This window comes from Pantoea sp. ICBG 828, assembly GCF_002928355.1.
Classification (GTDB): Bacteria; Pseudomonadota; Gammaproteobacteria; order Enterobacterales; family Enterobacteriaceae; genus Pantoea; species Pantoea dispersa.
This window is the reverse complement of sequence record NZ_POWN01000002.1, coordinates 338,547-352,477: the sequence shown is the minus strand read 5'-3', so window position 1 is coordinate 352,477 and position 13,931 is coordinate 338,547. Positions and strand designations below refer to the sequence as shown.

The window sequence follows — 13,931 nt, the reverse complement described above, 5'->3', positions numbered from 1 at the left end:
CCTCTCAATGTTTTTCCAGCCATGCGCCGTAGAACGACGGTCGGCCTACGGCTTCAAAGCTCACGCCCTTCAGCCACGGCGCGCCGGCAAACACCTGCGGCTCTTCAAAGATCGGGATCACATAAGCCTGATCCAGCAGATAACGCTGGGCGTCTCCGGTGAGCGCCAGACGTTTCGCCGGATCGACTTCGGCTGAGATCGCCACCAAAAGCTTGTTGAGTTGGTCGTCACGGAAATGCCGGACTTTGTCGCTGGAGCCGCCTTTTTGCAGCAGCGCATCGCGGTTGGCGGGGTAAAACATGCTCTTCACCACGTCCGGATCGGCGCGGCCCACTTCCGAGACCGTGAGCGGGGTTTTTAGCGGATCGAGGTTGTCCAGCGTGCGGCTGCCGGCGTCACCGGCTTTCACCGTGAGCTGGACGCCAACCTGACGCCACTGCTGGGCCACCAGCTGCAGCACTTCTTTATTCTGCGGCTGCGGCAGCGATTCATACACGGTCAGGGCCAGCTTTTGACCCGCTTTGGCGCGGATGCCGTCGCTGCCGGGCTGCCAGCCAGCCTCATCAAGCAGTTGCCTGGCGCGGGCGGGATCATATTTCAGTTTGTCCGCGAGGTTGACATACCCGGCGGCCGAGGCGGCGAGTACCGAGGTGGCCTGCGGATAGTTAGGTGAAAACAGGGTTTGCACCACCTGCTGCGCGTTGGTCGCGTGCAACAGCGCCTGACGTACGCGCAGATCGCTGACCAGCGGGTTATCCGGGCGGAAGCTGATGCTGTCGTTGACGCCACGCGTCGGCGCAGCGTAAACCGGGAACGCCTGCTGCTGTGCCTGTTTTTCGTCATACGCCTGCACCTGGCGAATAAAATCGGCCTGACCGGCCAGCAGCGCGCCGATGCGCACGCTATCTTCCGGTGTGACGATAAATTTGATGCCAGCCAGATTCGCCGGTCCCTGCTGGGTGCTGTTTTTCGGTCCCCACTGGTAATCTTTGCGCGCGGTTAAATCCACTTCCCGCCCGAGCTTTTCATCGCTGACCACAAACGGCCCGGAGCCAATAATATGGCGCGCATCGCCGAGCTGGTCGAAACTACGTTGCAGCGTGCTGAGCGAAACCAGGCCGGAGCCAATGGTGGCCGTGCCCTGTAAAAATCCAGGTGAGGGCTGTTTGAAATAAAACTTCACCGTCTGGGGATCAATCACTTCGCTGCGTTCGTAATTATTAATCACTTCAGACACCGGCAGGCGCTGGGCTTTATTACCGAGTCCGTAAGTATCAAAGTTTTTCGCTACGGCATTCGCATCCAGCGGCGTGCCATCGGAAAAGGTGACGCCAGGACGAATTTTAAAGGTATATTCCGTTTTATCCGCGTTGCTGCTCCAGCTTTCGGCAATCCACGGTTCCACCTGTAGCGTTTTCGGATTTTGCCACGTCAGTTTGTCGGTGATCTGATTAAGAATGCCGCCGTTGGGATAAAACCCCCCGGCCGGCGGATAAAGATTGGTATGTGCCTGCTGTTCCAGATAAATCAGCGTGCCGCCTTTGACCGGCGTCTCCGCCGCGTGGGCGCTAAATATCCCTGTCAGCAGGGCTAAGCTCAGCGCCCGCAAATGAAAATGCGTCTTCATGATGATTTCCTTTGTTATCAAGTGCCCGGTGGGCTGAAATCATCATCAAATGTGCAACCCTTGAGTTGAACCAATGAATTGCACTAAGCTTTTGCGAAAATAACAAAAGCGGAGAATTAATTTTATGCCGCAATTACCGGGTTGTTTTCCTGGCCCGATAAAATTGTTTTTTCTCAACCTGAAAACCTGCACTGATGTTATTGCTGCTGCAGATCATTACTTCCTCGCGTAATGTTACCCCGATAGAAAGCGAAATCCGCTTTATGAAAAATCAGGATTTCACCAGCAAGTATTATGACTATTTCTCATTTCCTGAATCGCTTTGCCGATTTAGTTGTTTTACGAAATATAAATCTCCCCGCCACACTAAGCGCCATATTCATCGCAACCCTATTCATCGAAATAAGGAACAGGCGCATGTCATACCGACTGAGTTTGCTCGACAAATCACCGATTGCAGCAGGTGAGAGCGCCACGCAGGCCCTGCATCGCACACTGCAGCTGGCTCAGCGCGCGGAAGCCTGGGGTTATCACCGCTTCTGGCTGGCGGAGCACCACAACAGCGACCAGCTGGCGAGTCCTTCGCCGGAATTGTTGATTGCCTGGATCATTGGCCAGACCCGACATATCCGCGTGGGTTCCGGCGGCGTGATGTTGCAGCACTACAGCCCTTATAAAGTGGCGGAAAACTTCAACCTGCTGGCTGCGCTGGCACCAGGACGTATCGACCTGGGCGTGGGTAAAGCGCCCGGCGGACTGCCGCTTTCCACCCGCGCGCTGCAATTGGGGGTGCACCAGCAGGAGAAAGGCAGCTTTGCCGAACAGCTGGCGCTGCTGGATAGCTGGCTCAGTGTGCCGCCGGTGGGGGATGAGGAGATCCTGCGCGCCACGCCGCAGCCGCCGCGTCCGGCCAATCGCTTTCTGCTCGGAGCCAGCGAAGCGAGCGCCCGACTGGCGGCAGAGCTCGGCTGGCAACTAGTGTTCGCCGCACACCACAACGGCGATCCGCAATTGATGGCGCAGGTGCTGAACAGCTATCGCCAGCACAGTCAGGGTCAGCGTGCGCTGGTGGCGGTACAGGTGGTGGTGGCGGATTCGCCGGCAGAAGCTGACCTGCTGGTCGACACACTGCGCATTTATCACGTCAGCGTGACGGGCGGACAGAGCGTTAATGTCGGCAGCATTGAACAGGCTGAGCGCTATGTGCGTCAGGGCGGTTTCAGTGACTACGTGATTGAGCCACGCACGCCGTCGCTGCTGAAAGGGACCGCGGCACAGGTGCACGCGCAGCTTGATGCGCTGCACCAGCGCTACGGCATTGAAGAGTTTGTTATTGATACGCCGGTGGCGGAGGAGCAGGCGCGGGTGAAATCCCTCGAACTGCTGGCGACGCATCGTCTGGTTAGCGCCTGACCGGGAGGTCCTGTGACGATAGTAAGCGAACAGCAGCTGATTGACTGGCGGCGCGAGCTGCACAGCTGGCCGGAACTCTCCGGTCATGAAGTGGAAACCAGCGCGCGGCTGCGCCGCTGGCTGCAGCAGGCTGACGTGCGCCTGCTGGATTATCCGCTGCACACCGGCGTGGTGGCGGAAGTGGGTCAGGGCGCGCCCCTGATCGCCCTGCGTGCCGATATCGATGCATTGCCGATCCATGAAGCCACCGGGCTGCCTTTTCGTTCACGGCAAGCCGGCGTCATGCACGCCTGCGGTCACGATGTGCACAGTGCGGTGATACTGGGTGCCACGCTGCAGCTGAAAGCACGGGAAGCTCAGCTACCGGGGCGGGTGCGCATCCTGTTCCAGCCGGCGGAAGAGATTGCCCAGGGCGCGCGCCAGTTCATCGACGCGGGTGTGCTGGATCAGGTACAGGCGATTTTTGGCATGCACAACGAACCGGGTTTGCCCACGGGCACCTTTGCCACGCGCAGCGGTGCGTTTTATGCCAACGCCGATAAATTTGTGGTGCGTGTGCACAGCACCCGCGCGGACGTGAACAGCACCCTGGTCGCCAGCCAGATTATTCAGGCGCTGCAATCCCTCACCAGCCGCAGCTTTAATACGCTGGACAGTCTGGTGCTGAGCGTCACGCGGATTGATGCGCACAGGCACGACGGTCAGCCAACGGCTGACGCGGAATTTGGCGGCACGGTGCGCACGCACGATAAACAGGTGCGCGCGCAGCTGGAGCAGCGTGCACGCGAGGTGGTGGTCAATATCGCCGCCGCCAGCGGTGCCATGGCCACCTTTAGCTGGCATCCGGGGCCGCCGGTGCTGGAGAACGACGCCCACTGGGCACAGTTTGCCAGTCAGGTGGCGCAGCAGGTGGGTTATCAGGTGCAACAGGCTGAGCTGCACCTTGGCGGCGAAGATTTCGCTTATTACCTGCAGCAGCTCCCGGGCGCGTTTGTCAGCATTGGCAGCGCCAGTGAATTTGGCCTGCATCACGGTGGCTTCAACCCCGATGAAGCGCTGATCGCCCCGGCGGCACACTACTTTAGTCAGCTGGCGCAACAGGCATTGCAGCAGCTAAACGCGCGATGTCGCGACGTCATCCTTAACTGATTTCCTTCCATTTCTGGCAGCGCTGTACGGCGATAAGGCTATCGCCGGCAGGCTGCGCCATGAGCAAAGAGAGACGATTATGACTGCAAGACAACTGCGCCTCGGCACCATTCTGCACGGCGCATCCGGCAACATGTCCGCCTGGCGTCATCCGGCGGCGCAGGCGGATGCCAGCATCAGTTTTGATTACGCCCGCCGTATCGCCCGTAAAGCCGAGGCTGGCAAACTGGATTTCCTGTTTGTCGCCGATGGCCTGTTCATCAATGAGAAATCGATCCCGCACTTTCTTAACCGTTTCGAACCGCTGACGCTGCTGTCGGCGCTGGCCGGCGTCACCGAGCATCTCGGTCTGGTCGGTACGGTGTCCACTTCCTACAGTGAGCCGTTCACCGTCGCCCGCCAGTTCGCCAGTCTCGACCATCTCAGCGGCGGGCGCGCGGGCTGGAATGTGGTGACATCGCCGCTGGAGGGCTCGGCAAAAAACTTTTCGCGTCAGCAGCATCCCGAGCATGCGCTGCGCTACCGCATCGCCGACGAGTACCTGCAGGTGGTTAAAGGGTTGTGGGATTCCTGGGAAGAGGGCGCGTTTGTGCGCAATAAAGCCAGCGGTCAGTTCTATGCGCCTGACAAACTGCACACGCTGAATCATCACGGTGATTTTTTCCAGGTACAGGGGCCGCTGAACATTGAGCGCACGCCGCAGGGCCGGCCGATTATCTTTCAGGCGGGCGCCTCGGAAGATGGCCGCAAGCTGGCGGCGCGTCATGCCGATGCCATCTTCACCCATCAGCCAACGCGCGAAGAGGCGCAGGCGTTCTACCGGGATGTGAAGCAGCAGCTGGTGGCGAACGGGCGTGAACCGGGCGATCTGCACATTTTCCAGGGCGTCAGTGTGATCGTGGGGGAGGATGACGCAGACGTCGAGCGCCAGTACCAGACCACCGCGGCGCTGGTCTCGATTGAGGATGCACTCAACTACCTTGGTCGCTTCTTTGACCATCACGACTTCTCGCAGTATCCGCTCGACCAGCCTTTCCCGGACATTGGCGATATTGGCCAGAACAGTTTCCGTAGCACCACCGACGAAATCAAACGCAAAGCGCGTGAACACGGCCATACGCTGCGCCAGGCGGCGCTGGAAGCCACGACGCCGCGTCCGCTGTTTCACGGCACGCCACAGCAGGTAGCGGATGGTCTGCAGCTGTGGTTCGAAACCGAAGCCACTGACGGTTTCATTATCCAGGGCGGCACGCCGGACACCTTCGAGCGTTTTGTTGATCAGGTTATTCCGGTTCTCCAGGCGCGCGGCCTGACGCGTCGTGAATACCCGGGCAGCACGCTGCGCGCCAGCTTTGGTCTGAAACAGCCGCTCAACCAGTTCACACCACAATAACGATGAGAAAACACGCTATGCAGAAAAAATCCCTGATTGCGCTGCTGTTACTGAGCCTGAGCAGTGCTGCACTGGCCGAGGACGTGGCCGTCAATGGTCAGCAGGTGAGCCTTGCCGCCAATAAAACGCCCATCAACACGCCAGAGAATCCTGCCGCCGTGGCGCAAATTCCGGCGGGCCACAAATTTGCTGTGCCGGGATCGTTCACCGTGGCGGTGGCGGCACTCAACTCGCCGCCGCTCACGGTATTCAGCGACGACAATAAAACGCTGCTGGGCAGTGAGGTGGATATCGCGCGTCTGGTGGCCGACAGCCTCGGGCTGAAGCTCAACATCGTGCCCACCTCGTGGGAAGACTGGCCGCTGGGTGTGGCATCGGGCAAATATGACGCGGCGATCACCAACGTGACGGTGACCAAAGATCGTAAACAGCGTTTTGATTTTGCCACCTACCGCAAAGATTCGCTGGGCTTCTATGTGAAAACCAGCAGCCCGATTACCTCGCTGAGCAAGGCAGAAGATATTGCCGGCCTGCGCATCATCGTCGGCTCCGGCACCAATCAGGAGGCCATCCTGCTGGCCTGGGATAAAGAGAATCAGGCTAAGGGATTGAAGCCTTTCACACCGGTTTATACCAAAGATGACGCTGCGCAGACGCTGGCGCTACAGGCCGGGCGCGCCGACGCTTACTTCGGCCCTAACGTGATTGGCGCATGGAAAGCGGCGCTGACCAAAAAGACCCGGCTGGTGGGCAGCGTGGACGGCGGCTGGCCTAAGGCGGCGCACATCGCGGTGACGGTGAAGAAAGACAACGGGCTGGTGCAGCCAATTAACACCGCACTCAACGGCGTGATCAAAAACGGTGACTACGACAAGGTGCTGAACCGCTGGGGTGAAGGCGTGGAGCGTCTGGATCGTTCCGAGATCAATCCGCCCGGACTGGGCGATTAAGGAGGCGGCATGAGCCAGCAATTTTTCCGCGAAGTGTCACCGGAAGCGCCGGAGCTGCAGCCGATTCTTGACGGTCTGTTTGGTGAATATGCAGCACGCTACGGCGATTTCTTCAGGAAACACAATGAAGTTGAGCTGACCGAGTGGTATCTGCCGCCGCGCGGGCTGTTCATCGTGCTGGAGCGCGACGGTGAGATCATCGCCATGGGCGCCTACAAACCGTGGGATGCTACCACCGCCGAACTGAAGCGCATCTGGACGCGGCGTGACCTGCGCCGTCAGGGACTGGCACTGCTGATCCTGCAGGAGCTGGAGCGCCGGGCGCTGCGCGCAGGCTATCAGCGCGTGTTTCTCACCACCGGTTTCCGTCAGCCGGAAGCGGTACAGCTGTATATCGGCCACGGCTATCAGCCGCAGTTTGAGCTGCGCGAAGATATGGAGATTTACGGCCAGCCGCCGCACGATGGCCGGCTGCGTTTTCTCAAAGTGATTGATGTGCACAACGTGGCGCAGGCCAGCTAAGGAGAGCCACCATGAGTAAGCAACAACCTTTGACCGTGGTGCCGGCACGCTATCCGGCGCGTACCGTCGGTGCCATCATCGCGCTATTTATCCTTGCGGCGGTGATCGATTCCGTGGCCTTTAATCCGCGCTGGGAGTGGAGCGTGTTTGCCCGCTGGTTTTTTGATCCTGTCATCCTAAATGGCCTGGGACAAACGCTGCTGCTGACGCTGTGCGGTACGCTGCTGAGCCTGATATTCGGCGGCCTGCTGGCCCTGGCGCGGCTCTCGTCATCGTGGCTGCTGAGCACGCTGGCGTTTGGCTATATCTGGCTGTTTCGCTCGCTGCCGCTGATTGTGGTGCTGATCATTCTGTATAACTTCTCGTACCTGTACGACACGCTGTCGTTCGGTATTCCGTTCACCGCTCTGTCGTGGGGGCACTTCCAGACCATCAACGTGCTCGGACAGTTCCCGGCGGCGGTGATTGGCCTGACGCTGGTGCAGAGCGCGTATAGCGCGGAGATTATTCGCGGCGGGTTTCTCGGTGTCGATCACGGTCAGTTTGAAGCCGCTTCGGCGCTGGGATTATCGTCGTCGCGTCGCACGTTTCGCATCATTCTGCCGCAGGCACTGCGCGCGATTATTCCCACCACCTTTAATGAGATCATCAGCCTCGCCAAGGGCACCTCAATGGTGTATGTGCTGGCGATGCCCGAGCTGTTCTACACCATCCAGATGATCTACAACCGCACCCAGCAGGTGATCCCGCTGCTGATGGTCGGAGCCGCCTGGTATCTGATCATCACCACCGTGCTGTCGCTGCTGCAGCACAGCGTCGAGCGCTGGCTGGCACGCAGCGTCACGCGTGAACCGCAACCTTCGCGCTGGCGCCAGTGGCGCAACCGCAGCGTGAACCCTGCCGTCAACGAGGAGCTGTCTCATGTCCGAAGCCATTGATTACCGCTATCTGCATACCACCGGCGCCATCAGTATTACCGGCGTCAGCAAGACGTTTGGCCGGCATAAAGCGCTGGATGAGGTGTCGCTTGAGCTGGCTCCCGGTTCGGTAACGGTGATCCTCGGGCCGTCCGGTTCTGGCAAATCGACGCTGCTGCGCACCATCAATCATCTGGAGCGCGTGGATGAAGGCTTTATTCAGATCGATGGCGATTACATCGGCTATCAGCGGCGCGGCGATAAACTCTATGAGCTGAAAGAGAAGGCGATTTTGCGGCAGCGCATCAACGTCGGCTATGTGTTCCAGAACTTCAATCTGTTTCCGCACCTGACGGTGCTGGAAAATCTGATTGAAGCGCCGATTGCCCATCGTCAGCTGTCGCGCCGGGCAGCGATCGATCGCGCCGGTGAGCTGCTGGATGTGGTCGGCCTGCGGCACAAAGCCGATGCCTGGCCGCGGCATCTCTCTGGCGGTCAGCAGCAGCGCATTGCGATTGCGCGTGCGCTGATGCTCAACCCGCGCGTGATGCTGTTTGATGAGCCGACTTCGGCGCTCGACCCGGAACTGGTGGGCGAAGTGCTGGATGTGATTAAAAAACTGGCGCGATCCGGCACCACGCTGGTGATTGTCACGCACGAGATCGGCTTTGCGCGTGAAGTGGCGGATAATGTGGTGTTTATGGTTGACGGGCGCGTGGTTGAGCAGGGCAGCAGCCAGCAGGTGCTGAATCAGCCGCGTCATGAGCGCACCAAACGTTTCCTCGCCAGGGTGCTGTAATGAAGCCGGTGATTATAGTCGCGCTGGCGGGTGCGGTGCTGGCGGCATCCGCGACAGGCGCGCAACAGCTGGACGCCAGTCATAACGAAACGCCGATCACCATGGCGGCCAATCCGCAGGCGATCGCGAAGATCCCCGCCGGATTTCATTTTGTTCACCCCGGCTATTTAACCGTCGCCACTTCAGCCAGTAATTCACCGCCGATTGGTCTTTGGGCGTCCGATAATAAAACGCTGATCGGCAGCGACCCGGACATTGCGCGCCTGCTGGCCGACAGCCTCGGTCTGAAACTCAGGCTGGTGCCGGCGGCGTGGGAGGACTGGCCGCTGGGCATCACGGCAGGGCGCTATGATGTGGCGATGTTTAATATCGCGGTGACCGAGGAGCGCAAGCAGAAGTTTGATTTCGCCACCTATCGCGCGGATAACCATGCCTTTGCGGTGAAAGCGGACAGTAAAATCAGCGCGATTCGTCGCCGGGAAGACGTGGCCGGCAAACGGATTATTGTGGGCTCCGGTACCAATCAGGAGCGAATATTACTGAGCTGGGATGCGAAGAATCGGGCGCAGGGCCTGGCTCCGGTGCAGCCGATTTATCTCAACGATGATGCTTCCGCCACGCTGGCGCTGCTCTCTGGCCGGGCCGATGCGTCATTTGGCCCGCAGGCCATGGCGGCGTGGAAAGTGGCTTCGCGCGGGCAAACCAAAATTGTCGGACACGGGCCGTTTCGCGCCTGGGTAGCGGTCACCACGAAGAAGGGCAATGGCCTGGACGTCGCGCTGCAGCAGGCGATCAACGGCGCTATCGCTGGCGGCCAGTATCACCAGGTGCTGGCAAGATGGGGTGAAGAGGGCGAAGCGGTAGAGATTTCGCAGGTTAATCCGCCGGGCATCGTTTATCAGGAGAATTAGGGCGGGGTGGCAGAGCGGCGAGATGAGTTTTCACCCGTTCAACAACACAGGCAATAGCGGTAACGGCGCAATTCATTGCGCTATGTCGGGATGGGCATGGCGCTTCTGAACATCAGCGCGATAAATCGCGCCGCTACAGGATGTGCGGTTTACAAGTACCGGAATGACACTTCGCACGTAGCGTAGCGGCGCAATTTATTGCGCTATGCCGGGATGGGCATGGCGCTTCTGAACATTCGCGCGATAAATCGCGCCGCTACAGGATGTGCGGTTTAGAAGTACCGAAATGACACTTCGCACGTAGCGTAGCGGCGCAATTTATTGCGCTATGCCGGGATGAGCATGGTGCTTCTGAACATTTGCGCGATAAATCGCGCCGCTACAGGATGTGCGGTTTACAAGCACCGGAATGACACTTCGATCGTACCGTAGCGGCGCAATTTATTGCGCTATGCCGGGATGGGCATGGCGCTTCTGAACATCAGCGCGATAAATCGCGCCGCTACAGGATGTGCGGTATATAAGTACCGGAATGACACTTCGCACGCACCGTAGCAGCGCAATTAGTGCGCTATGCCGGGATGGGCACGGTGCAACTGAACATTTGCGCGATGAGTCGCGCCGCTACAGTATCGTGCAATGTGATGTATTGCGTGAGGACACAGCAATCCGTCCACACGTCATCCCGCCCGGTTTATCCTGCTTTTTTTATCCACTGCAATGCTTCGGCGGCGGGCAGCGGGCGGGCAAAATGGTAACCCTGGAATAAATGGCAGCCCTTATTGCGCAGGTGCTCGAAATACTCCTCGCTCTCAATCCCTTCCGCCAGCACGTTCAGCCCCATCGCGCGCGACAGCTCAATGGTCTTTTGCACCACAATCGCTGCCGATTCGTTTTCAAAAATGTGCATGATCAGGGATTTATCAATCTTAATATCATCAATAGCGAAATCACTCAGCGACTTAAGCGAAGAGTAGCCGACGCCGAAATCGTCGATCGCCCATTTAATCCCTAAATGGCTGAAGTGGTTGATGACATCGCCAATGCGCTGCTGATCGTAAATAAAGGTGGTCTCGGTGATTTCAAACTTCAGCCGTTCGGGACGAATTTTATAGTGGGATAGCGTCAGCAGCGTGTCATGGGTGAAGTCGCGGTGCATCAACTGCAGCGGGCTGATATTGATGGAAAACACCAGCGGGGGCAGCCGCAGCACGCGATCCCACTCAACGATTTGCTGCAGCATGCGCTCCAGCACCCACTTGCCAATATCAATAATCAGCCCGCTTTTTTCGGCTACCGGAATAAACACCTCCGGCGAGATAAAGCCTTTCTCCGGGTGCTTCCAGCGCAGCAGCGCTTCAAAACCGATGAGATTTTTGTCGCCATCGACCTGCGGCTGATAATAGAGCTCCAGCTGCTGGCGCTCAATGGCGGACGCGAGCTCGCGCTTGATAAGATCGGTGGCGGAATAATTGCCGCCATAGGTAAACACGGTCGACAGCAGTGCCGTCACCGGCACTGCACAATTGAAAACGGTAAAAACGGCTTCCTGCGGAATATTCAGATGAAAACGATTATTTTCCCAGATCAGACCGGTGGTGACAAAAAACAGATAACACAGCAGGCACAGCAGCGGAAATATTTTACTCAGATAAAAGGATTGCTGGCGCAACACCAGTGCCGAACCGACGATCAAGGCCACCAGATAGTTATATTCTGAACGCTTGCCGGCAGCGTGGTGATTATCCACCAGCAACAGCACGATGATGGTAAATAATAACGCATGGGTAATGACCGCCAGATGCCGCTCCAGCCGGTCGCTGAAGGCGCCGATGATGATGTAGCCCCCCAGCGCTATACTGGCGATATACAGACAGCCAATGTCATGATGACCGCGACTGAAATTCAGTGTTGCCATAAAGATACCAGCCACGATACTGGCGACGCCGGCAATCAGCAGCGTCAGGCGGAGTTTTTTTTCCGGGCTATCACCCTGCAGAATGAAGGGCAGATTACGGATGCGCGACCAGGCTGAACTCAACAAAGGGTTCATAAACGGTTCCGGGTTTTATTGTCATGACGCGTGAAGGTGTAAACGCCACATAATATATTTAAGCGAGACGACTGTCATAATTGTTTTCAGATTATTTGCCCGTTAAGCGCGGATTTTTATATTTGACATAAGCGGCGTCAAATAGCGCTATTAACGCATTCAGGCTCAATATTTAACGCCGCCAGCGATAAGCGATGCGCTATACCGGCGAAGGCGCGCGCAGCGCGGCCCGATTGTTCCTCGCCAGTGACGTCGCCGCAGAGTAGAATGACCACGCGGCGCGGCGACAGCGTGCCGGACAATAACAGCCGGAACCGCAGCCGGATACGCGTCACCAGGTTGGACTAACCCACTTTCAACATACTGATTGCAATGAAAATTCGTTTCTTATCTGCTAATGAACTCAAGCTGGCCGAGGTGCGTACCATCCTTGAGCCGGTGGGTGTCGAAGTGGTGCCCATTGCGCGCCGTATTGAAGAGATTCAGACCGAAAATGAGGTGGAGCTGGTTCGTGACAAACTGACTAAAGCCTTTTCAATCATTGGCCGCCCGCTGTTTGTCGAGCATACCGGTCTGTATCTGGATGGGCTCAATGGCCTGCCCGCCGGACTGACGCGCATCTTCTGGAGCCGGCTGAACGCTGAACGCTTTACCAAACTGGTGAATGGGCTGGACAGCCCGGGCGTGACCGCCAAAACCGTCCTCGGCTACTGTGACGGGCGCAAAATGTACCAGTTTGAAGGCCAGCTGCGCGGCACCATTGCCCGGGAGCCGGCGGGGCCACGCGAATTTCAGTGGGACTGCGTCTTTATCCCGGAAGGGCACACCCAGACATTCGCTGAAATGGGCGAACTGAAAAACGAAATCTCGATGCGCCGCCTGGCGCTGGATCGCTTTGCCACCTTTCTGAAAACTTCGCGGGGACTGGCATGAAACCGGAACTCAAACGCGCCTACGATGCCGGCAAACTGATTCTGTTCGCCGGTGCGGGCATCTCACGCAATCTCGGACTGCCGGAGTGGCACGAGCTGATTGCGCATCTGGCTAATGAGCTGGGCTACGATCCGAAGATCTTCAATACCTACGGCACCCATTTGTCGCTGGCGGAATATTACAAACAGCGCAAAGGCTCGCTTGGCCCGCTGCGCAGCTGGATGGATCGCGAGTGGCACCGTCCGGATATCGACGTGCGCAGCTCTGAAATCCACACCATGATCACCCAGGGCAATTTCTCGCGTATCTACACCACCAATTACGACCGCTGGCTGGAGATGGCGCATGAAGCGCACAACGTGCCGTACAGCAAGGTCGCTAACGCCGCCGATCTGGTGTCGCTGACTGAAGATAAGCGCCATATTATTAAGCTTCATGGCGATTTTGACGATGATACCTCCATCGTGCTGGATGAGAGCAGCTACTTTGAGCGGCTCTATTTTGACTCGCCGCTGGATATCAAACTGACCCATGATGTCATGGGTAACTCCGTGCTGTTTGTTGGCTACAGTATCAGCGATTTCAATATCCGCCTGCTGTTTTATCGCCTGACCAAGATGTGGGGCCGCACCGGGCTGGCGACCGCACGGCCTAAATCCTACCTGTTCACCAACCGCAATAATCCGGTGGCGAAAGAGGTACTGGGGCAGTGGGGCATTGAAATGATCGTGTCTGAAGAGGACGATCCGCGCAAAGCGCTGGCAACCTTCCTCGAAGAGCTGCTGGCTTAAACGGCGAGCAGAAACCGTTGGCGAAAAAAAGCTGAATGAAATATACTGTATATAAACACAGTAAATGAGGTGCATCATGGCAGTCGAAACCAAATATGTTGTGGTCAGAAAGGGTGAAGAGAAGATGACGTTTGCCAATAAAAAAGACGCAGATGCATGGGACAAGATGCTCGATATGGCCGACGCGTTCACCGACTGGCTGCAGCAACATCAGCCAGCGATGGATGAGGCCCAGGCCGAAGCGCTGGGCATGCTGCTGGCCGAACAGAAAGACGCGGTGCAACACATTCTGCGCACCAGCAAACTGCCGGACGCGGTGAAAGACAGCGGCGAAACCGCTGCTGACGACAGCGATACGGCTGTGCCGGAAAAAGAGAAGAAGGTGCGTGCGGTCAAAGCCGCCTGAGGAACCGCGCGTTCGCTTTATACTGCTGCTGAATCCGGGCCAGCCTCTGTGCTGGCCTGGGAACCGT

General features: G+C 57.8%; 13 protein-coding genes. 11 read left to right on the top strand and 2 right to left on the bottom strand.

Annotation, left to right across the window (positions count from 1 at the left end):
* Positions 1-4: 4 nt before the first annotated feature.
* A complete protein-coding gene (locus tag C1Y43_RS06015; RefSeq protein ID WP_104093335.1) occupies positions 5-1,627 on the bottom strand; it encodes a TIGR04028 family ABC transporter substrate-binding protein in 1,623 nt (540 codons plus the stop codon).
* 417 nt (positions 1,628-2,044) lie between these two features.
* Between C1Y43_RS06015 and C1Y43_RS06010 the strand changes: the two genes are divergently transcribed.
* From C1Y43_RS06010 to C1Y43_RS05975, 8 genes are all read left to right on the top strand, one after another.
* On the top strand, positions 2,045-3,040 hold the full coding sequence (locus tag C1Y43_RS06010; protein WP_058770234.1) for an MsnO8 family LLM class oxidoreductase: 996 nt from the start codon (positions 2,045-2,047) through the stop codon (positions 3,038-3,040).
* Between the two features lie 12 nt (positions 3,041-3,052).
* Complete coding sequence (locus C1Y43_RS06005) at positions 3,053-4,189, top strand: amidohydrolase (protein WP_104187428.1); 1,137 nt, start codon at positions 3,053-3,055, stop codon at positions 4,187-4,189.
* A gap of 79 nt (positions 4,190-4,268) precedes the next feature.
* A complete protein-coding gene (locus tag C1Y43_RS06000; protein WP_104187426.1) occupies positions 4,269-5,582 on the top strand; it encodes an LLM class flavin-dependent oxidoreductase in 1,314 nt (437 codons plus the stop codon).
* Positions 5,583-5,599: 17 nt separating this feature from the next.
* A complete protein-coding gene (locus tag C1Y43_RS05995) occupies positions 5,600-6,532 on the top strand; it encodes an ABC transporter substrate-binding protein (RefSeq protein ID WP_021509058.1) in 933 nt (310 codons plus the stop codon).
* Positions 6,533-6,541: 9 nt separating this feature from the next.
* Positions 6,542-7,054, top strand: a complete 513-nt coding sequence (locus tag C1Y43_RS05990) for a GNAT family N-acetyltransferase (RefSeq protein WP_021509059.1) — start codon at positions 6,542-6,544, stop codon at positions 7,052-7,054.
* Between the two features lie 11 nt (positions 7,055-7,065).
* A complete protein-coding gene (locus C1Y43_RS05985) occupies positions 7,066-7,992 on the top strand; it encodes an amino acid ABC transporter permease (protein ID WP_021509060.1) in 927 nt (308 codons plus the stop codon).
* Positions 7,976-8,770 carry an amino acid ABC transporter ATP-binding protein gene (locus C1Y43_RS05980; RefSeq protein ID WP_021509061.1) on the top strand — a complete coding sequence of 265 codons (795 nt, stop codon included), beginning with the start codon at positions 7,976-7,978 and terminating at the stop codon, positions 8,768-8,770. The genes C1Y43_RS05985 and C1Y43_RS05980 overlap by 17 nt, the downstream gene beginning before the upstream one ends.
* Entirely contained in the window at positions 8,770-9,681 is a 912-nt protein-coding gene (locus C1Y43_RS05975) for an ABC transporter substrate-binding protein (protein ID WP_104187424.1), read from the top strand. Before C1Y43_RS05980 ends, C1Y43_RS05975 begins: the two co-directional genes overlap by 1 nt.
* Positions 9,682-10,375: 694 nt before the next feature.
* Here the strand turns inward: C1Y43_RS05975 and C1Y43_RS05970 are convergent.
* On the bottom strand, positions 10,376-11,734 hold the full coding sequence (locus tag C1Y43_RS05970) for a bifunctional diguanylate cyclase/phosphodiesterase (RefSeq protein ID WP_104187423.1): 1,359 nt from the start codon (positions 11,732-11,734) through the stop codon (positions 10,376-10,378).
* A gap of 372 nt (positions 11,735-12,106) precedes the next feature.
* On the opposite strand from C1Y43_RS05970, the gene C1Y43_RS05965 reads away from it, so the two are divergent.
* The 3 genes from C1Y43_RS05965 to C1Y43_RS05955 all read left to right on the top strand — a co-directional run bounded on the left by C1Y43_RS05965 (position 12,107) and on the right by C1Y43_RS05955 (position 13,864).
* The gene (locus C1Y43_RS05965; protein WP_010618047.1) at positions 12,107-12,667 is read left to right on the top strand and encodes a non-canonical purine NTP pyrophosphatase; all 561 of its coding nucleotides are present in this window, start codon (positions 12,107-12,109) and stop codon (positions 12,665-12,667) included.
* Entirely contained in the window at positions 12,664-13,458 is a 795-nt protein-coding gene (locus tag C1Y43_RS05960; protein WP_010618046.1) for an SIR2 family protein, read from the top strand. Before C1Y43_RS05965 ends, C1Y43_RS05960 begins: the two co-directional genes overlap by 4 nt.
* Positions 13,459-13,534: 76 nt before the next feature.
* The gene (locus tag C1Y43_RS05955; RefSeq protein WP_021509064.1) at positions 13,535-13,864 is read left to right on the top strand and encodes a YebG family protein; all 330 of its coding nucleotides are present in this window, start codon (positions 13,535-13,537) and stop codon (positions 13,862-13,864) included.
* The last annotated feature ends 67 nt before the right edge of the window (positions 13,865-13,931 follow it).

Bases quoted from the DNA above. Each gene is read 5' to 3' on its own strand.
- C1Y43_RS06015 (WP_104093335.1), bottom strand. From the start codon at position 1,627: ATGAAGACGCATTTTCATTTGCGGGCGCTGAGCTTAGCCCTGCTGACA.
- C1Y43_RS06010 (WP_058770234.1), top strand. From the start codon at position 2,045: ATGTCATACCGACTGAGTTTGCTCGACAAATCACCGATTGCAGCAGGT.
- C1Y43_RS06000 (WP_104187426.1), top strand. From the start codon at position 4,269: ATGACTGCAAGACAACTGCGCCTCGGCACCATTCTGCACGGCGCATCC.
- C1Y43_RS05995 (WP_021509058.1), top strand. From the start codon at position 5,600: ATGCAGAAAAAATCCCTGATTGCGCTGCTGTTACTGAGCCTGAGCAGT.
- C1Y43_RS05990 (WP_021509059.1), top strand. From the start codon at position 6,542: ATGAGCCAGCAATTTTTCCGCGAAGTGTCACCGGAAGCGCCGGAGCTG.
- C1Y43_RS05985 (WP_021509060.1), top strand. From the start codon at position 7,066: ATGAGTAAGCAACAACCTTTGACCGTGGTGCCGGCACGCTATCCGGCG.
- C1Y43_RS05980 (WP_021509061.1), top strand. From the start codon at position 7,976: ATGTCCGAAGCCATTGATTACCGCTATCTGCATACCACCGGCGCCATC.
- C1Y43_RS05975 (WP_104187424.1), top strand. From the start codon at position 8,770: ATGAAGCCGGTGATTATAGTCGCGCTGGCGGGTGCGGTGCTGGCGGCA.
- C1Y43_RS05970 (WP_104187423.1), bottom strand. From the start codon at position 11,734: ATGAACCCTTTGTTGAGTTCAGCCTGGTCGCGCATCCGTAATCTGCCC.
- C1Y43_RS05965 (WP_010618047.1), top strand. From the start codon at position 12,107: ATGAAAATTCGTTTCTTATCTGCTAATGAACTCAAGCTGGCCGAGGTG.
- C1Y43_RS05960 (WP_010618046.1), top strand. From the start codon at position 12,664: ATGAAACCGGAACTCAAACGCGCCTACGATGCCGGCAAACTGATTCTG.
- C1Y43_RS05955 (WP_021509064.1), top strand. From the start codon at position 13,535: ATGGCAGTCGAAACCAAATATGTTGTGGTCAGAAAGGGTGAAGAGAAG.